The 18498-nt window shown below is 69.6% G+C and carries 17 protein-coding genes; 3 read left to right on the top strand and 14 right to left on the bottom strand.

The features are described from left to right. Nucleotides 1-73: 73 nt before the first annotated feature. The 12 genes from ABC304_RS02320 to ABC304_RS02265 all read right to left on the bottom strand — a co-directional run bounded on the left by ABC304_RS02320 (nucleotide 74) and on the right by ABC304_RS02265 (nucleotide 13230). Complete coding sequence (locus ABC304_RS02320) at nucleotides 74-919, bottom strand: ABC transporter ATP-binding protein (RefSeq protein WP_412928702.1); 846 nt, start codon at nucleotides 917-919, stop codon at nucleotides 74-76. Continuing rightward, nucleotides 912-2594 (bottom strand): dipeptide/oligopeptide/nickel ABC transporter permease/ATP-binding protein, encoded by a 1683-nt coding sequence (locus tag ABC304_RS02315; RefSeq protein ID WP_412928701.1) that lies wholly within the window; start codon nucleotides 2592-2594, stop codon nucleotides 912-914. Before ABC304_RS02315 ends, ABC304_RS02320 begins: the two co-directional genes overlap by 8 nt. Then, nucleotides 2587-3621, bottom strand: coding sequence for an ABC transporter permease (locus ABC304_RS02310; protein WP_412928700.1), 1035 nt, complete (start codon nucleotides 3619-3621; stop codon nucleotides 2587-2589). The genes ABC304_RS02315 and ABC304_RS02310 overlap by 8 nt, the downstream gene beginning before the upstream one ends. A gap of 1 nt (nucleotide 3622) precedes the next feature. After that, entirely contained in the window at nucleotides 3623-5047 is a 1425-nt protein-coding gene (locus ABC304_RS02305) for an amidase (RefSeq protein WP_412928699.1), read from the bottom strand. A gap of 48 nt (nucleotides 5048-5095) precedes the next feature. Further along, entirely contained in the window at nucleotides 5096-6655 is a 1560-nt protein-coding gene (locus tag ABC304_RS02300; protein WP_412928698.1) for an ABC transporter substrate-binding protein, read from the bottom strand. Between the two features lie 41 nt (nucleotides 6656-6696). Beyond that, complete coding sequence (locus ABC304_RS02295; protein WP_412928697.1) at nucleotides 6697-7131, bottom strand: DUF3237 family protein; 435 nt, start codon at nucleotides 7129-7131, stop codon at nucleotides 6697-6699. A gap of 150 nt (nucleotides 7132-7281) precedes the next feature. Continuing rightward, nucleotides 7282-8346, bottom strand: coding sequence for an agmatine deiminase family protein (locus ABC304_RS02290; protein ID WP_412928696.1), 1065 nt, complete (start codon nucleotides 8344-8346; stop codon nucleotides 7282-7284). After that, the gene (locus ABC304_RS02285; protein WP_412928695.1) at nucleotides 8343-8987 is read right to left on the bottom strand and encodes a TetR/AcrR family transcriptional regulator; all 645 of its coding nucleotides are present in this window, start codon (nucleotides 8985-8987) and stop codon (nucleotides 8343-8345) included. Before ABC304_RS02285 ends, ABC304_RS02290 begins: the two co-directional genes overlap by 4 nt. A 285-nt stretch (nucleotides 8988-9272) precedes the next feature. After that, the gene (locus tag ABC304_RS02280) at nucleotides 9273-9998 is read right to left on the bottom strand and encodes a TetR/AcrR family transcriptional regulator (RefSeq protein ID WP_412928694.1); all 726 of its coding nucleotides are present in this window, start codon (nucleotides 9996-9998) and stop codon (nucleotides 9273-9275) included. Between the two features lie 141 nt (nucleotides 9999-10139). After that, nucleotides 10140-10949, bottom strand: coding sequence for a sulfite exporter TauE/SafE family protein (locus ABC304_RS02275; RefSeq protein WP_412928693.1), 810 nt, complete (start codon nucleotides 10947-10949; stop codon nucleotides 10140-10142). Then, a complete protein-coding gene (locus tag ABC304_RS02270) occupies nucleotides 10946-12499 on the bottom strand; it encodes a gamma-glutamyltransferase family protein (protein WP_412928692.1) in 1554 nt (517 codons plus the stop codon). Before ABC304_RS02270 ends, ABC304_RS02275 begins: the two co-directional genes overlap by 4 nt. Continuing rightward, nucleotides 12496-13230: a FadR/GntR family transcriptional regulator gene (locus ABC304_RS02265; protein ID WP_412928691.1), complete on the bottom strand. Its 735-nt coding sequence runs from the start codon at nucleotides 13228-13230 to the stop codon at nucleotides 12496-12498. Before ABC304_RS02265 ends, ABC304_RS02270 begins: the two co-directional genes overlap by 4 nt. A 147-nt stretch (nucleotides 13231-13377) precedes the next feature. On the opposite strand from ABC304_RS02265, the gene ABC304_RS02260 reads away from it, so the two are divergent. The 3 genes from ABC304_RS02260 to ABC304_RS02250 are packed head-to-tail and all read left to right on the top strand — an operon-like array spanning nucleotide 13378 to nucleotide 15875. After that, entirely contained in the window at nucleotides 13378-14232 is an 855-nt protein-coding gene (locus ABC304_RS02260; protein ID WP_412928690.1) for an ABC transporter substrate-binding protein, read from the top strand. Nucleotides 14233-14265: 33 nt separating this feature from the next. Continuing rightward, nucleotides 14266-15066 (top strand): amino acid ABC transporter permease, encoded by an 801-nt coding sequence (locus ABC304_RS02255; RefSeq protein WP_412928689.1) that lies wholly within the window; start codon nucleotides 14266-14268, stop codon nucleotides 15064-15066. An 8-nt stretch (nucleotides 15067-15074) separates the two neighbouring features. Next, the gene (locus ABC304_RS02250) at nucleotides 15075-15875 is read left to right on the top strand and encodes an amino acid ABC transporter ATP-binding protein (protein ID WP_412928688.1); all 801 of its coding nucleotides are present in this window, start codon (nucleotides 15075-15077) and stop codon (nucleotides 15873-15875) included. An 18-nt stretch (nucleotides 15876-15893) separates the two neighbouring features. On the opposite strand, the gene ABC304_RS02245 is transcribed toward ABC304_RS02250, so the two are convergent. Then, on the bottom strand, nucleotides 15894-16832 hold the full coding sequence (locus tag ABC304_RS02245) for an alpha/beta hydrolase (RefSeq protein ID WP_412928687.1): 939 nt from the start codon (nucleotides 16830-16832) through the stop codon (nucleotides 15894-15896). Next, entirely contained in the window at nucleotides 16816-18240 is a 1425-nt protein-coding gene (locus ABC304_RS02240) for an APC family permease (protein WP_412928685.1), read from the bottom strand. The genes ABC304_RS02245 and ABC304_RS02240 overlap by 17 nt, the downstream gene beginning before the upstream one ends. Between the last annotated feature and the right edge of the window lie 258 nt (nucleotides 18241-18498).

Below are 18498 nucleotides of genomic sequence, written 5' to 3'. Positions count from 1 at the left end.
AGCGCAGTGCGCGAAGTCGAGGGCACCGTATCAATGGATGCGGTGCCCTCGCTCTGCGCCCGGCCGCGGTGCGTCAGTGCCGCCCGCGGCCGCCGCGGGCGGGCACGGTCTTGAGTGTGGCGGTCACAAGTGGTGCCGTCACGTCGAAGGCGGCGCCCCCGGGCACCGACTCGAGAAGCGTGCGCGTGTAGGGATCGCGCGGCGCGGCGAAGACGTCCCCGGTCGGGCCGGCTTCGACGACCTTCCCGTGCAAAAGCACCACGACCTCGTCGCAGAGCTCCTCGACGACGGCGAGGTTGTGCGAGATGAAGAGCATCGTCAGCCCGAGCTCGGCGCGCAGGCGCGCGAGCAGGCGGAGGATCTCGGCCTGGGTCGACACGTCGAGCGCGGAAGTGATCTCGTCCGCGATGATGACGTCGGGCTTCACCACGAGAGCACGGGCGATGGCGATGCGCTGACGCTGCCCGCCGGAGAACTCGTGCGGGAAGCGGTCCACCGCATCCTCCCCCAGACCCACGGAGGTGAGCGCTTCCACGACTGCGGCACGGTGGCGGCGCAGCCGCGCGTGGACGGGGTCGATGGCCTCGGCGAGGGTCTGGCCGATCGTCCGCCGCGGATCCAGCGACGAGAACGGGTCCTGCGGGATGTACTGCAGGCGTCGGCGCAGCGATCCGAGGGTCCGCCGCGACGCTCCCGTCAGCTCGGTGCCGTCGAAGACGATCGATCCGCCGGCCGCACGATGGATGCCGACGATGGTCTTCGCGAGCGTCGATTTGCCCGATCCGGACTCGCCGACGATGCCCACGGCACCGCCGCGCCGGACCGCCAGGTTCATGCCGGCCAGCACGCGGGCCGTGCTGAGACCGTGCCCGAGGTCGACGTCCAGGTTCGAGATGGTCAGCACTGCGGAATCAGACACGATCGTGCTCCTCGAGTGGCAGAGGGGTGGTCTTGAGGGTGGGCGTCGCATCGAGCAGGAGACGCGTGTACGGATGCTGCACCTCGCGCCGGCGCAGCTGCTCCGCGGTCAGGCGCTCGACGATCTCGCCCGACCTCATCACCAGGACGCGGTCGCACAGCGCCTCGACCACGCCGATATCATGCGAGATGAACAGCACAGCCGTGCCGTGTTCGACGTTGAGGCGCCGCAGCGCGCGGAGCACCTCCGCCTGCACCGTCACATCGAGCGCCGTGGTCGGCTCGTCGGCGATGAGCAGCAACGGGTCGGACACGAGCGACGACGCGATGGTGGCCCGCTGCAGCATCCCGCCGGAGAGCTGGAACGGATGCTGGCGCATCACCGCCTGCGGTTCGCGGATGCGCATGTCGCCGAGACCGGTGATGAGGGTGTCGCGCGCCTGACGTCGGGACATGCCGAGGTGCACCCGGGCGAGTTCCGTGAGCTGCGCGCCCATGCGGATCGCGGGATTGAATGTCGATCCCGGGTCCTGGTAGACGAGTCCGATCTCGCGCGCCAGGCGTGCGCGCTGACGGCCCGACAGCAGGTCGTGGTCTCCCAGGCGCATGACGCTCGCATCGGAGTCGACGCCGTCGGCCTGCAGCCGGGCCAGCGCCATTGCTGTCATCGACTTGCCGGAGCCCGACTCGCCGACGAGACCGAGGATCTCGCCGCGGCCGATCTCGAACGAGACGGAGTCGACGAGCACCGTGCCGCTGGGCGCGCGCACCGTGAGGTCGCGCACCTCGACGAGCGCCTCCGGCGCCGTCGACTCGCCGCGGGGGCGGCGGCGGGCCTGCCGCACGCCGCGTGCGCGGCCGCCGCGCGGGTCGAGATAGACGGCGAGTCCGTCGCCGGTGAGCATCGCCGCGACGCCCGCGAAGATGAGCATCACGGACGGCCCGACGACCTGGAGCGGCTGCGTGTACACCGCGGGCAGGCCCTCGTTGAGCAGGCGACCCCAGTCGAAGTCGGGGCTCTGCACGCCCAGGCCCACGAACGAGAGACTGGAGATGTCGAGCAACGTCAGCGCGAAGCTCGAGGCGATCAGCACGAGCAGCGGCCCGGAGATGTTCGGCAGCAGGTGCCGGAAGAAGAGGCTGAGGCGCGGGACGCCGAGCAGACGGGCGGTCCCGACGTAGTCGCGGGATGCCACGGACCCCGTCATATTCGAGGTGATGCGGGCGAAGCTCGGCACCCCCGCGATCGCGATCGCGATGATGGCGGGGACGGTGCCCGCTCCGAGCACCGCGGCGATCACCAGGGCGAGGATGAGCGAGGGGAACGCCACGGTCGAGTCGATGATGCGCAGCACCCACTCGCGCAGGCGACGGCCGCCCACCCAGATGAGTCCGCCGATCAGTACGCCGAGCACGACGGAGCCGGCCGTGGCCGCTCCCGCCATGACGAGGGTGAGCCGCGTGGCCACCAGGGTGCGGGCGAGCACGTCGCGGCCGAGCTCGTCGGTGCCGAGCAGGTGAGCGGATGACGGGACGGCGCGGGTGTCCGCGGTGACGGTGGTCGCAGCATCCCCCCACACCAGCGGTGCGACGATCGCGATCACGACCAGCACGAGCAGCATGGCCAGTCCCGCGATCAGGGCGGCGGGTGCGCGCCGGGCTCGACGTTCAGACATGGGAGGAGCCTCCGAGCGTGCGGGGGTCGATGAGGCCGAGGACGATGTCGATGAGCAGGTTGATGAGGATCGCCATCGCGCCGACGGTGAGCACGATGCCCTGGATCACGGGGAAGTCGCGGAAGATGATCGCCTGCACGACTTCGAGGCCGAGGCCGGGGAGGCTGAACACCGTCTCGATCACGATCGCCCCGCCGAGCAGGCTGGCCAGGATCAGACCCGTCAGGGTGAGGGTGCTGGTCATGAGGTTCGGCAGCGCGTGCCCTGCGTAGAGGCGCGCCGCGCTCAGCCGGCGTCCGCGCGCGGTGCGTATGTAGTCCTGGTGCAGCACGGAGTAGGTCTCCTGCACCACCACGCGCGCGACGGCGAACGTCGGACCCAGTGCGAGGGCGGCGATCGGCAGGATGTACGCGGTCTGGGATGCTGCGCCACCGGCCGGCAGCACCTTCAGCCAGATGGCGAAGACGACGACGAGCAGCGTGCCGGCGACGTACGCGGGGAACGAGGCGAAGAAGCCGGCGACCGCGCCGAAGCCGACGGCGAGCCACGGGCGGCGTCCGCCGCGGGTGAGCACGCCGATGGTCATGCCCAGCGGGATCGCCACGAGGATGACGACGATGATCGCGCCGAACGCGGTGGTGGCCGTGTACGGCAGCTTCGACGCGATCGTCGCGGTCACGGGGGTGTTGTACCGGAAGCTGCTGCCCAGGTCGAAGGTGAAGAGGCCCTTCACATAGTCCAGGAACTGCAGCGGGAGGGGCTGGTCGAGGTTCAGTCGCTCGCGGAGGGCCGCGACGGCGCCCGGCGAGGCGTTGGGCCCGAGGATGGCGACGGCGGGGTCGCCCGGGATGAGGGGGACGATCAGGAACGTCAGCACGACGAGGAGCGAGAACGACAGCAGCAGTCCGCCGAGGCGGCGGATCGCGAAGCTGCCCCAGCTGCTGCGGGACAAGCGCCCGCGCCGGGGCGGCGCGGGCTGCGCCGCACCGGCGGCGTCGGCGATGACCGACAGATCGACCCCCGACATGTCACCGCACCCCGGCGAGGACCATCGGCGCCTGGCGGTGCTGCCACCCGAAGACGGGCTCGAGCTCCGCGCCGAGCCGCAGCAGCGTCGCCTCGTCGTAGGGGCCGCCGACGATCTGAGCACCCAGTGGCATCCCGTTCGACCCGGTGTGCACCGGCAGCGAGATCGCGGGCAGCCCGGAGATGTTGCAGAAGGCGGTGAACGAGACGGTGCGGGCCTCCGTCAGGCGCGGACCGGTCGGGTCGGTGTTGGCCTCACCGATCACGTGACCCACGCGGGGGGTGGGCACCGCGGTGGTGGGGGTGAGGAGCACGTCGAAGTCGCGTCCCCACTGGGCCGCGACCTGCCGCGTCTGCCACTGCAGGTCGGCGGCCAGTTCGGCGTACTGGCCCGCGTGGAACTGCTCCGCGCTGTCATAGCGGTAGCGGATGTACGGCTCCAGTTTGTCGGGGTCCTCGATCGGCGACGCCCAGGTCGACGCGCTGATGACGAGGTTGGTGAAGCCCTGCAGCGCCTCGCGGGTGAAGAGGAAGGGCGTCACCGGCTCGACGTGGTGGCCGAGCGCCTCGAGCGCACGGGCGGCGACCATCGCCGCCTCGCGGTTCTCGAGGTCGACCTCGAGTCCGGTGGGCGGCTCCAGCACCAGTCCGACGCGGAGGCGCGGTCCCGCCGCGCGGATCTCCTCGAGGTAGGGGCGGTTCGGCAGCGGTGCGGAGTACCAGCCGAGCGGATCGATCCGTGAGAGCGAGTCCATGACCCCGGCCATGTCCTCGATGGTGCGGGTGATGGCGCCCTCGGTGGTGGAGTGCTCCCACGCCCGGATGTCGTTCGGGATGCGGCCTCGGCTGGGCTTGAGGCCGACGAGTCCGGTCGCCGCGGCGGGAACGCGGATCGATCCGCCGCCGTCCGACGCGTTGGCGATGGGGACGATGTCGGCGGCCACGGCTGCGGACGCACCGCCCGATGAGCCGCCCGAGGTGTAATCGAGGTTCCACGGGTTGCGGGTGATGCCGTGGCGCTCGTTCTCCGTGGTCGTGGAGGCCCCGAACTCGGGGCTGTTCGACCGGCCGAAGAGCACGAAGCCGGCCTCCTCGATCAAGTCCACCGTGACCTCGTTGGCCTCCGCGGGCTTCTCCTCGACCGCCATGGACGAGAAGCTCAGCGGCTGCCCCTTGACGCCCACGAGGTCTTTGATCGGCATGGGGACGCCCTCGAAGGGGCGGGACGTGTCGCCGCGGCGGACGCGCTCGTCCGACTCGCCGGCGCGGCGCAGCACGTCGTCCCGGTCGATCCAGACGATGGCGTTCACGGCCGGATTGGCCTGATCATGGCGATCCAGGTAGTGCTGAGCGACCTCGACGGCGGAGAGCTCGCCCGCGCGGATCAGGCGTGCCAGCTCGGTGGCGGAGATGGAGGGGGAGATCATGGTGGGTCCTTTCGTGGGCGGCGCGGAGGCGCCGCCCACGTGGTGTCGTTATTCGGCGATTCGGAAGATGGGGTCGTCGAGCGCGCCGCCGAGCATCTGCACGGTGAAGCCCGGACGGGTGGCGTAGATGAACGCGTCGTTCAGCAGCGGCAGGGTGTCGGTACGGCTGACCAGAGCCTGCACGGCGTCGTTTAGGCCGGCGCAGCGCGTCGCGTCATCGTCTTCGGCGTTCGCCTTCGCGAAGGCGTCGTCCGCATCGCTGTTCTCGACGGCGCCGTAGTTCGTGCCGCCGGTGTCGATGGTCGGTCCCGTGAGGTTCAGCAACGGGCTGGCCAGCGTGCCGAGGAAGTTCAGGTCGGCGAAGACGGTCACGTCCCAGTCGCCCGGCTTGGTGACCACGGTGGTGATCCATGAGCCGACATCGGTGTTCGACAGCTCCACCGTCGCGCCGGCGGCGCGCAGGGCCTCGGCGATGTACTCGTTGCCGGCGCCGGCGGGGCCGACGATCGTGGGGGCGACGAGCCGGATGGTCTTCCCGGCGAGTGCGGTCTTCGCGGCCTCGACGTCCTGGTCGGGGATCGAGATGTTCCCGTCGGCCACGCACGCTGTCTCGGGGGCGGCCAGCGAGGTCAGCACGACGCCGGTGTCGGCCGAGGTCACGTTGCCGAACATGGCGCGGTCGATCGCCTGAGCGACGCCCTTGCGCGTCGCCTCGTCGGTGAAGATGCTTCCGGGACGCTCGTTGAAGATGAGATAGCTGTCGGAGAAGTGGTTGACGACCGTGTTGTAGCCGGTCTGACCCGAGAAGCGGTCCATGGTCGTCGCCTGGATCTTGCCGATGTCGAGCTGGCCGCCGAGGATGAGGTTCGCCGTCGCGGTGGAATCGGGCGAGACGCTGTAGACGAGGTCGGCGGCCGGCTTGCCGGAGATCGCCGTCGTCCACTTCGGCCAGGCGGTGTAGTCGCTGCGGAGCGTGTACTCGTACGACACTCCGGGCTGGACGGCCTTGAGCACGTACGGGCCGGACTCGCTGCCCTTCACCGTGCCCGCGGCCAGCCCCTGGGGGTCGGCCAGGCCGGCCGGGCAGATGATCCCGCTGCTGGCCACCGACATGGCGTCGACCAGGTACGGCCACGGGGTGGTGATGTCGATCGTCACGGTGCCGGCCGCGTCGTCGGCGGAGACCGTCGGGACGTTGCCGGGGCCGAAGGTGTAGACCACCTGCGTCGAGCCGCTGTCGGGTCGGGCGAAGTACTCGAGCGAGTTCTTCACGACGGTCGGCGTGATCTTCGTGCCGTCCGAGCAGGTCGCATCGTCGCGGAGGGTGAAGGTGGCCGTCGTCGGGGTGGCCGTCCAGGTCGTCGCCAGACCCGGCACCAGACCGCCGGCGTCACGGCGCACGAGCGTGTCGTACGACGTCCGCGCGAGCAGGAAGTCCGGCAAGGAGGAGGACAGAGTCGGATCGAAGGTCGCGGGGATGTCGATCGTCGTGCGGACGGTGCCGGTGGCGGAGGTCGTCGTCGAGGACGTCGTCGGCGCACAGGCGACGGTGGTCAGGGCGACGGCGGCGACGATCATGGCGGCGGTGAAGCCGAGTCGCTTGTTCATTTCGGGCCTTTCGCTGTGGTTCGGAGGTCGGGTGGGAGCGGTCAGTCGAGGACTTCGTAGATGTCGACGGTGGTGTCGTCGCCGTGCGAGTGCGCCCGGCCGACGAACACCGACCGGGTGAGCCATTGCAGGTCGGGGGCGACGGTGCGGAACCGCGGCGTGCTCTGGAAGTACTCAGGGCCGTCGATCACGTCGGCCGGGGCAGGGCGCACCACGCCGACGTTGAAGACGTCGATGATGTCGCCGGCAGCCGTGCGGATGAGGTAGCGGGCCTCGACCTCGTAGGCGCCGTCGCTGCGCGTGACGCACCAGTCGCCGCCGCCGGGGATGATCTCGCCCTCTACCTCGCCCGACACCGGGCCACCCGTGATGGGGATGAACTCCAGGGTGTCGCCACCGCGACGCTCGATGGGGATGCCGGGGGCGACGTAGGCGACGACACGGAAGCTGAATCGCAGCAGGGGAGCAGTGGTCATCGCGGGCCTCTCTGGGCTCAGGGGGTGCGCAGCGTTGCGCGTTCCCTGAGTATCCCGATAGTGGACGATCTAGTCAATACTGTTCACTAATTCGAAACGCGGGACGTCTGCGGTGGAAACACCCCGCCGCGACGCCCCGTTCCGCCCGTGTCAGACGGTGGCGTCGATGAGAGGCTCCTGCTGCGTGATGCAGTGCACTCCCCCACCCTGGGCGAAGATCGCGTGCGCCTCCACGGTGCGGATCTCGCGGCCCGGGTAGTGCTCGGCGAGGATCGCGGCCGCCCGTTCGTCCATCGGGTCGTCGAAGACCGGCATGATGACCGCGTCGTTGATGACGAGATGGTTGATGTAATTGAAGTCGGCGAAGCCCTCGTCGTCACGCAGGATGGTAGGCGCCGGCAGCGTCACGATGTCGAAGGGGCGGTCGCGGGCATCCGTCGCCTCAGCGAGGATGGCTCGGTTCTCGCGCATGATGACGTGATCCGGGTGGCCGGCGTCGGGCTGATCGTGCACCAGCAGCGTGCCGTCGGGGGCGAACGCGGCCATCATGTCGACGTGGCCGCGCGTCGCGAACGGCTGCGCGTCGCGCCAGAGTCCCCTCGGGAGCCAGACCGTCTTGCTCGTGCCGAGCGTGCGCTCGAACTCCTGCTCGATGTCGTCCGTGGTGGCGCCGGGGTTGCGACCCGGGTCGAGCTGCACGGTGAGCGTGGCGAGCACGGTCCCGTGCGCGTCGACCTGGATGGCACCGCCCTCGTTGACGATCGACGAGGAAACAACTTCCGCACCGGCCCGCCGCGCGACGGCGACGCCGATCTTCTCGTCCTTGTCCCACTGCGCCCAGTCCTGCCCGCCCCAGCCGTTGAAGGTCCAGGCGACCGCGCCGAGTCGGCCGTCGTCGCCGGTCACGAAGGTCGGTCCGATGTCGCGCATCCATGCGTCGTTCAGCGGTTCGGGCACGATGGCGACCGCGGAGGAGAGGTGCCGGCGGGCGGCGTTCATGGCGTCGGGATCGACGGCCATGACGACCTCCTGGTACTCCGACACGAGATTGGCCACCGCCGACCACGCCCGGCGGGTCTCCTCCGCCTTCCGTTCGTCGTCGCCGAGGACATACCCGCCGCCGGGCCAGGCCATCCAGATCCGCCGCTGCGGCGCCCACTCGGGAGGCATGTGCCACTGCGATCCAGCCACCGTGCTCTGTGAATCTGCGCTCACCGTCGGTTCTCCATCGTCTCGTTGTCGGGGTCCGTACTCGTCGTCCAGGTAGCGCTCATCAGCGTCACCATGCGGGCGACTGAACGACGAATGTCGGCGAGGCGCGCCTGGTCGAGCGGCGCGGGCGAGAGGTTGTCGATCTCGAGTCCGGCCATCGTGGCCATGACGAGTCGCGCATCGGCGTCCGGCTCCGGGGATCCCAAGCGCCCGAGGGTGTTGCGGAGGAGCGCCTGGAAGGAACGCTGCCACGCACCGGCCCTCTGTGCCAGGTCAGCCCGCCGGCTCGCGGCGACGATGAACTCGTACTCGGCGACGAGCGCATTCTCAGGAGAGCGCAGACCATCGATGAGGAAGTCCGCAAGCAAGCGGGTGACGTCTTGCGGCGAGCGCGCCGCGTCGATGGCAGCGGCCGTGCCGATGACGCGACGCAACTCGCGCTCCAGATGCGCGTCGAACGCCTCCACGATGAACTGCTCCTTGCTGAGGAAGTAGTAGCCGAGGGCGCCCAGCGGCACCTCAGCCTCCGCCGCCAGAGTGCGCAGGGAGAGGTTCGTCAGGCCGTCGCGTCCGATGATGCGAAGGCCCACATCCAGGATGTGCGCCTTGCGCTCCATGCCGCGTCTGCTGGGGGGCGTATTCACGTCCTCATCCTCGCGTTTCTTGTACGATCGTTCAAGTCAGTCGAGATGTCTGGTAGGCGAGCCCCGAACGTCGAAGAGTAGCGCCCACGACGCCGTGCAGTGTCCTGCGACGAGGCGTGTACCGTCGGCCTCGGCCAGTGCGATCGGCTCCGCCTCGCGGGGGATCCCCTCTCACCCGCCTCGATGGCGATCGCGATCGACGCGAGGATCTGATCCCAGGCGAGCGTCGGGCAGATGCTTCGCCGGGCCGTGCTGCGATGGTCGCGACGGCCTACGCGATGTCGGTCAGGACGGCTCCGTCTTCGCCGCAGCATCCGTCGGCTGATCGTGCTCCGCGTCCGACGCGTGCCGGGAGACGGTGAACTCGAGCGCCGTCATGTACATCTCCACCTGCGCGGCGAACACCTCGTCGTAGCTGACAAGCGCCAGATCGGCCTTCGCGGCCTCCGCGTGCGGGTAGAGCGAGGGGTCGGTCGGCGTGTACACCTGGATCCAGCCGTCGGCAACCTCGCGCGACCCTGCCCTGGCCAGACGCGCACCGTAGGCCGACGCCGCTCCGAGCACCGTGTTCGCGTACGCCTGGTACTGGATCACGGCGGGCCGGCCGCTGAGGCCGGCGTGGGCGAGGGCCCGCAGGATCCACTCCACCGCGCGCAGCTCGTTCATGCCGTTAGCCACGATGGTGAGGGTCAGGGCCGCGGCGGCCGGGTGAGCCTCCGCGGTATGCCACGCCCGCCACGCCAGGTCTTCCAGATCGACCCGCCAGTCGTCGGTCGGCTGGTAGCCCGCCAGCGAGATGCCGTCGAGATGGTCGGCGATCGCCTGCAGCAGCTCGTCCCTGCTGGCGAAGTGCCGGTAGACCGCCGTGGGTGAGGACTTGAGCTCGGCTCCGAGACGGGCGAAGGTGAGGGCCGGCTCCCCCTCCGCATCCAGTAGCCCGAGGGCCGCTGACACGATCTCCGACCGCGTGATCGATCCTCGCTTGCGGCGCGCATGGGTGACGGTGGTCATCAGGAAAATCCCCCTCTGCCGACGCATCATAGAACGAGCGGCCGCGGCCTCTAGTGAACCACATCGACTAGATGTTTCACTATGTCGAGGGTGTCACCATGATGGCGACGACGCCAGAGCCGAACGTCCGGAGCGATGGCGCTAGGCCGCCCGCCGGCGCGTGCGCACGTGCTTCACGATGAGCTGCACCGCCACGGCGACCATGAGCGCGGAGAAGGCGATGTTGGAGGTCAGCGGCGTGATCGCGGTGGCCGTCAGCAGTCCCAGCGGTGAGGCGACGCAGGCCGCGGCTCCGACGAGGAGCGCGATCCGCCAGTCGAAGTTGCGCCGGCGGGCGTTGCCGATCGTGGCCGACAGCGAGCCTGGGATCATCATGAGCAGCGACGTGCCCTTGGCGATGAGGTCGCTCGCGCCGAAGAAGAACGTGAGGGCGGGGACGACCACGATGCCCCCGCCGACGCCGAGCAGACCCGACAGCACCCCCGTGATCATGCCGACGAGCACGAGCGCGGCGATCGTCCATCCGGTGATGGTGATCGCGTCGTCGCGCTCGGGCACCACCAGCCACAGGCTGACCACGACGACGGCCATGAAGGCGATGAAGATCCAGAAGAGCGCCGCCCGCGGGATGCGCGACAGCAGGAAGCTGCCGACCTGGGCGCCGACGATGATTCCTACGGCGAGCGAGGCGCCGGCGACCCAGTCGACGTGGCCCGTGAGGGCGTACCCGGTCGCGCCGACGATCGACGTCGGCAAGATGGCGGCGACGGAGCTGCCGGCGGCGATGCGCTGGTCGACGCCGAGGAGCACGAGTGCCGGGACGACGATGATGCCTCCCCCGACGCCGAACAGCCCCGAGAGGTAGCCGGCGACGAGCCCCACCAGCAGGAGGCCCCACCACGGCGGCCTCCGAACGGTGGCTGCGACGGATGCCGGTGCCCGCTGCGTCATGGGATATCCTGCGTCGTGGCGGGTGGGACGATTTCGGCGGAGCCGTCCGAGCGGGGGTCGCTCGCGGCATCCCACCCATCCGAAGTCGCCCTGATGACGTTGGAGTGCCCCAGCGACTCGGTGTACGGGGGGACGATGCGCGGATCCAGCGTCGTGCGCGCGAGGGCCGCCCTCGCATCGGGCGCCACGTCGGACTCGATGAGCACGGTGTTCTGGGTGTCGCCGTCGTCCTGGGCGCCGACCACGAACCGCGGAGCCTCGATCGCCTCGGCGACCGCCGCTCCGTCTCGCAGGCGCAGGAAGAGCTGCGCGTGGATCTGCGCCTGCGCCTGCCCGCCCATCGTCGCGGGCACGATGTCGAGGCGGTCGTCGTCGAAGACCAGCACCGGCATGAGGGAGTGCGGGGGGCGCCTGCCCGGTGCGAGGAGGGCGGGATGCTTCTGCTCGAGTGAGAACGACGTGCCACGGTTCTGGAACAGCACGCCGGTGACAGGCTCGAGGACGCCGGAGCCGAACGACCAGTACACCGACTGGACGAGCGACACGGCCCACCCGTCGTCGCTGACCGCCACGAGGCCGACGGTGTCGCCGTGGGCCGGCTTCTCGTCGTCGGCACGCGGGGGCACCTCTGCGTCGAGAAGCTCAGCGCCGCTGAGTCCCGCATCGGGATCGGCGAGCCAGTACGCGCGGACGCGATTGGTCTCGGCGAAGATCTCGGCGAATCGGCCGGCATCAGCTCCGAGCGGCGCGCGCAGGTGCTCGCGCTCGGCGGCGAGGAGGTTGCGCAGCAGTGCGAAACCCTGGGTGTTCGGCGGCCCGGTGATGATGCGTCGGCCGAACACGCGGCGCTCGAGCGGCTCATCGAGGTGCGGGCGGAAGGAGCGGGCGTCTGCGGTCGTGATCGCGGAGCCCAGGCGGCGGAGCCCCGCCACCCAGGCGTCGGCCACCGGCCCAGCGTAGAAGGCTTCAGGGCCGCCGGCGCGGAGGGCGGCGAGCGTGCCGGCCAGTGCGGGCTGCCGCAGGGTGGCGCCCTCCGCCAGCGGCTCGCCGTCGGGGTAGAAGACCTCGCGGAACCCGGGATCGCTCCGCAGAATGTCCTGCTCGCCGACCAGCGCCGCCGCCACCGACGGCGCGAGGAGGTGCCCGTCCTCGGCGTGCCGGTGCGCGGACTCGAGCAGCTCGGGCCAGCTCTGGCGCGCCCCGAGGCCGGCCAGCATCTCCCAGCCGCGCACGCCGCCGGGCACGGTGATCGTGTCGATGCCGCGGTCGGGCAGGCGATCCCCGTACCGCTCGCGCATCCGGTCGACGTCGACGTCGGCGGGCGCGCGCCCCGTCGCGTTCACGAAGGAGACCTCACCTGAGGGCGCCTTCACGAGCGCGACGAGGTCTCCGCCGAGCGCCACGTTGTTGGGATACACGACGCAGAGGGTCGCGGCAGCGGCGATCGCCGCGTCGAGCGCGTTGCCTCCGCGCCGGAGCGCTTCGGCTCCCGCCGCCGTCGCGAGGAAATGGGACGTGGACACCGCTCCTCCGAGCACGGGGACGCTCACGACGCGTCCTCTCCGAGCGAGCCGGTCTCCAGCAGGAGTTCGAGCACCCGCTCGACGTGCTGCCGGGCCTCGTCGGATGCCCGCGGCGCGTCGTGGGCGGCGATCGCCTCCATGATGCGGCGGTGCGACGCGCTCGAAGCCTGCCGGCGCGTTTCGCTCTGCAGGCCGCGATTGCGGCTGGGCGCGATCTCGGCGGCGATGAAGTCATCGAGCTGGGCGAGGAGCGGGTTGTGCGAATAGACGGAGATCGCATGATGGAAGGCGCGATCCAGCTCGGCGTACCGTCCCAGGTCGAGCTCGGCATCCATCTTCTCGACGAGGTCTCTGAGCTGCTCGACGTCGCGGTCGGTGACGCGCACCGCCGCCAGCGCGGCGATGGGGGGCTCGAGCACGGCGCGCAGCTCCATGATCCGCGAGAGCTCAGCCGCGCCATGTGCGACTGAGCCGAGCAACTCCGCCATGCCGGTGCCGGCGTGACCGCGCGGCACCGACGGATCGAGCACGATCGTGCCGCGTCCGGGCTTGCGGTCGATCAGTCCACGCATGACCAGCTCCTGCAAGGCCTGGCGCACGGATCCTCGGGACACTCCGAGCTGGCTCGCCAGCTCCACCTCCGTGGGCAGGCGGTCGCCGGGCTTGACGTCGCCTTCCAGGATGAGCCGTTCCAGCTTCAGGGAAACGCGATCGGGGAGCGAGAGGATCGGGGTCGGTTGCAGCGAGGACCACTCCATTACGCAGTCTGCCCTTTCGATCGTCGAGAGCGGACGATATCGCCCACTGTCGGCTGTAACAGAACCGACACAATCATCATATTGACTGTTGGTCGAACAATCTGTCAAAGTGCAACCGATTACCCATCCCCGCCCGAGGAGTCGCTCATGTCCTTCCCGCACCGTCACGCCATCGCCGCCGGAGCCGTCGCCGCCGTCCTCTGTCTCGCCGGATGCGCCGGCGGCGCAGGATCCGGGTCGTCGTCGGGAGCCGCCGACAGCGGACTCGACCTCGTCGCCGACGGCACCCTGACCATCTGCGCCAACCTCGACTCGCCGCCGAACATCTACGCCGATGCCGACGGCACGCCCATCGGCGTGGAGGCCGACATCGCCGCCGCGATGGCGAAGCAGATGAATCTGACTCCGAAGTACAACGAGTACGCCTTCTCCGGACTCATCCCGGCCCTCCAGGCCAAGCAGTGCGACACGATCATCTCCTCGCTCTACATCAAGCCGGAGCGCGAGGAGATCGCCAGCTTCGTCCCCTACCTCCTCTCCGGCTCGGGCATCGCCGTTTCGAAGGACAACCCGGCCGGCATCACCGGTTACGACGACTCCCTCTGCGGTGCGAGCGCCATCGGCATCACCGGCGCCACCGGCGCGACGCTGCTCGATGAGCAATCGGCGACCTGTGTCTCCGAGGGGAAGAAGCCCATCAACATCACCCTCACCGATAAGGCCACCGAGAGCCTTCAGCAGGTCATCGCCGGGCAGGCCGACCTCTACATGGACACTGCTGAGTCGGTCGGCTTCTTCCAGAGTCAGTCGGACGGGCAGATCAAGGTGGTCGGCAAGCCGGTCGGTGAGATCAAGATCGGCGCCGCCTCGCTCAAGGACAACACGGCCCTCCACGACGCCCTGCAGACCGCCTTCCAGGCCATCGTCGACGACGGCACGTACCAGAGCATCCTCGACAAGTTCGGCTTCGACGCCCTGAACATCGCCAACGCGTCGTCCTGACGTGGCATCCGCTCCGCCATCTCCGGGAGACTCATGAACTTCGACTGGTCGTACTTCTGGGCGAGTCTGCTGACTCCATCGCCGCGCTTCCTGAGCGGGCTGGCGCTCACGGTGATCATCTCGGTCGTCGCCATGGCGCTGGCGCTCGTCGTCGGCCTGCTCATCGCCCTGATGGGCCGGAGCCGAATTGCGCCGCTGCGCGCCTTCGCCGCCCTCTACATCTGGATCATCCGCGGCACTCCGCTGCTCGTACAGCTCGTCATCATCTACACGGGCTTCGCGGCGGCGAACGTGTTCCGGTTCGAGGACCAGGACATCGTGGGCGTCCTCATCAAGGGGGCGGTGCAAGCGGCGATCGTCGGACTCACCCTGAACGAGAGCGCCTACATCGCCGAGATCGTGCGGTCGGGGCTCGAATCCGTCGATCGTGGCCAGAATGAGGCAGCACTCTCGCTCGGCATGACCCCTGGCAGGTCGATGCGGGAGATCATCGTCCCCCAGGCCATCCGTGTGATGATCCCGCCGCTGGGCAACTCGTTCAACGGGCTGATGAAGTCGACGTCGGTGCTGTCGGTGATCGGCGTGGCGGAGATGTTCCAGATCGGCTCCACGATGAGCTCCGCGACGTTCAAGACCTTCGAGGTCTACATCGTCGTCGCGCTCTACTACTTGGCGCTCACCACGATCTGGACGATCATCCAGACCAACATCGAGAACGTGCTGAACACACGGGCGGGCCTACCCCGGGCAGAGTCGGCCTGGCGACGACTGTTCGGGGTGCGCGGCCGCCGGCTCACCCTCACCCCCGCCGCCCAGCCCGTCGACGCGACCTGAGGACGATGATGACCCTGTACACCGCACCCATCCCCACCGGCGACCAGCGCTACATCGTCCGAGCATCGGGAATCACGAAGTCGTTCGGCCCCAAGCGCATCCTCACCGATGTGAACCTCGATGTAGAGCGCGGCGAGGTCGTGGTGCTGGTCGGCCCCTCCGGCGCGGGCAAGACCACGCTGCTGCGCACCCTCAACCGCCTTGAGGAGATCGACGCCGGCGAGATCTACATCAACGGCGAGATGATCGGCCGGAAGCCCAACGGCCGCGGGCGCCTCGTCGAGCGGTCGGCCCGTGACCTGGCCCGCCAGCGGGCGAACATCGGGTTCGTGTTCCAGCACTTCAACCTCTTCCCGCACATGACGGTGCTCGAGAACATCTGGCACTCGGTCGTCAAGGTGAAGGGCGAGAAGAAGGCGGATGCGGTCGCCTATGCCCAGGAGCTCCTGGCGCGCGTCGGTCTCGCCGACAAGGCGGATGTGCGCACCCGCTCCCTCTCCGGCGGGCAGCAGCAGCGCGTCGCCATCGCCCGCGCTCTCGCCATGCGTCCGGAGCTCATGCTCTTCGACGAGCCGACGAGTGCGCTCGACCCGGAGATGGTGGGCGAAGTGCTCGCCGTCATGCGCGACCTCGCCGATGCCGGCATGACCATGATCATCGTCAGCCACGAGATGGGCTTCACCCGCGAGGTCGCCGACCGCGTGGTCGTGATGGACGCGGGGCAGATCATCGAGAGCGGTTCGCCAGCCGAGGTCTTCGAGCGCCCCGCGCACGCCCGCACGCGTCAATTCCTCTCGAAGATCCTCTGACCCGGCCTGTACAACCGCTCAGATGCTCCGGAGGACGCGGGTGCGGTCGGCGCGCCATCGGGTCGCGAATTCCGAGTCCAAGGCCATGGAGTCATAGGCGTGCGGCGCTCCTGGATGCACGTGCAGCTCGGTCTGTACACCGGCCTGGAGGAGCCGCGCGGCATACTGGACGTCCTCGTCGCGGAAGAGGTCGACCGCCCCGACCTCGATGTAGGCCGGGGCGAGTCCCGTGAAGTCCTCGAGGCGGGCGGGCGCCGCGGATGCCGGCACGTCGGCGGTTCCCCGGGTGTCGCCGAGCAGCGCACGCCAGCCCGTGAAGTTGTCCTCGTGCGTCCACATGACGAGGCGGCCGAGGGATGGATCCTCATCCACCGTGCGGTCGTCGAGCATCGGGAAGATGAGGATCTGCCGCGCGATCGCGATCCCCGCGTCCCGCGCGAGGATGGCCGCCGCCGCGGCGACGCCGCCGCCCGCGGAGTCGCCCATCAGCGCCAGGCGCTGAGGGTCGACGCCGAGCTCCTCCGCGTGCTCACGCACCCAGCGCACGGCGGCGAGCGCATCGCGGGCAGGTGTGTCGCCGGTGGCCTCGGGCGAGAGGCGGTAGTCGACCGACAGCATCGGCACGCCCGACGACTGCACGTGCTGAGCGACATAGGGATCGTAGATCTCCACGGATCCCGCGATGAGGCCGCCGCCGTGGAAGAACAGCACGGCGGACCCGGAGCCCGACCCCGCCGGCCTGTACCAGCGAGCAGGCAGGGTTGCCCCGTCATCCGCCACAAAGCTGACATCGTGTCGAGAGACCTCCGGACACGCGGGCAGACGTCCGAACTCCTCGCGAAGTCCGGCGTCGATCGCGCCCCGCAGGTCGAGGGCATCGCCGCGCGCGACACCAGGCAGATGCGCCGCGGTCTGCGCGAGCGCCGACTCGAAGATCGGGTCAGCGGGAATGGTCATCGTCTTGCCCCTCCCCCAAGAACGGCAGGCCTCCGCGCGATCGCAGGTAGAGGAAGTAGTACAGGTAGCCGGCGACGACGATGCCCCCGGCGATGCCGAGGCTCACCCACTGGCCCGGATCGAACACGCCGATGCCGACCACGGCCACGATCACGATGAGTGCCACGACGGCCGGCACCGGCCACAGCGGCATCCGGAACACGTCGGACGGAGCACCGTGCCGTGACCGGCGCAGGGCGATTGCGGCGATCGCGATGAAGGCGAGACCCGCCACGACCGTGGATCCGGTGGCATTGAGGAGCACGGTCATCGGGATGAGGCAGCAGATGCCGGAGATCACGCCCATCACGATGGTCGCGATACGCGGCATGTGGGCGGCGCCCGACACCCGTGCGAGCGGCTTCGCCAGCGCCGGCGGCAGGGCACGGTCGCGGGCGGCGACGTAGAGCAGTCGCCCGGCTTGGAGGCTCAGGGCGATGTTCGCGTTGAGGATGGCGAGCGCCATCGACAGGAGCACGAAGACCGACAGGGCGTGGCCGGCGCGCTGCTCGAGGAACGCCTGCACCGGCAGGTCGGAGCCGACGAGCCCCTCAATCGAATCCGCCCCGAGCATGACGAACGTCAGCGGCACGACCTCGAGGATCACGGTGATGATCGCCGAGAGGATCACGGCGCGTGCGACATTGCGTCTCGGGTTCACGGTCTCCTCCGCGAAGTAGACAGCGCCGCCGAAGCCGAACTGCGCGAAGACGCCCTGCGTGATGACGAGCACGAGACCGGCGACGCCGATCGGGGCGAGCGCCCCGCTCGCGTCCAGCGCCTGCGGGTTGAGCAGGTCGGTCAGCGGCCGCTCGATGTGCACCGCGCCCAGGCCCGTGAGCAGCACCAGCGCGAGCGCCTCGACGACGAGGAAGGTGCCGGTGACCCACGCGTTCGTGCGGATGCCGAGGCAGGAGACCACCGTGGAGATCACCGTGACGATGAGGGCCGTGACGATGGGGTCGAGACCGGCGATCGTCACCCCGAGGTAGTCCGACACCCCCAGCGCGAAGACCGCCTGGAACAGCGGCAGGCCGATCAGGCCGAGGAAGAAGACGGCCGATCCGGATGCCGGACCCAGCGTCCGACTGACGAGCCCGTAGTCGCCCCCGGCGATCGGGTAACGCGAGCCGAGCTCGGCGTAGCAGAGGGCCACGAGCAGGCTGATGGCCCCGCCGATGAGGAATCCCCAGAAGACGCCGGTGCCGTACGCGCCGAGCGCTGCTCCGCCGAGGATGAACACGCTGGCCGCCGGCGAGATCGAGGACAGCGTGAGCAGCACGTTCCCCCCGACGCCGAGGCGACGCTCGAGCTTCTTCTCCGATGCGTCGGTCGTCTCCGCGATGCGCGTCCGTGATGACTCTGTCATTGCTGACCTCTCTGCTGCGATGGGCCCTGGCGGCGACGGCAGTGTCGCGCGGCGGGCAGGGTGACGGGAGGGCGAAGCGTCGTCACCGGCGAGGGGGCCGCCGGCCACGAAGGAGGGGTGTTCTTCGTCGCGGGCGGGTTCGGCGTCGGGGCGGAAGGACGGGCTGCTGTTGGCTGGCCGACCCCGAGCCGAACAAAACATACACCGTTTGTTTGAAGCCGACCACCACGGATCCGCGTGCGCGTCTCGCGAAGGCAC

It is taken from the genome of Microbacterium jepli, assembly GCF_047237905.1.
In the GTDB taxonomy this organism is placed as follows: Bacteria; Actinomycetota; Actinomycetes; order Actinomycetales; family Microbacteriaceae; genus Microbacterium.
This window is presented reverse-complemented; position numbering and strand designations above follow the sequence as displayed.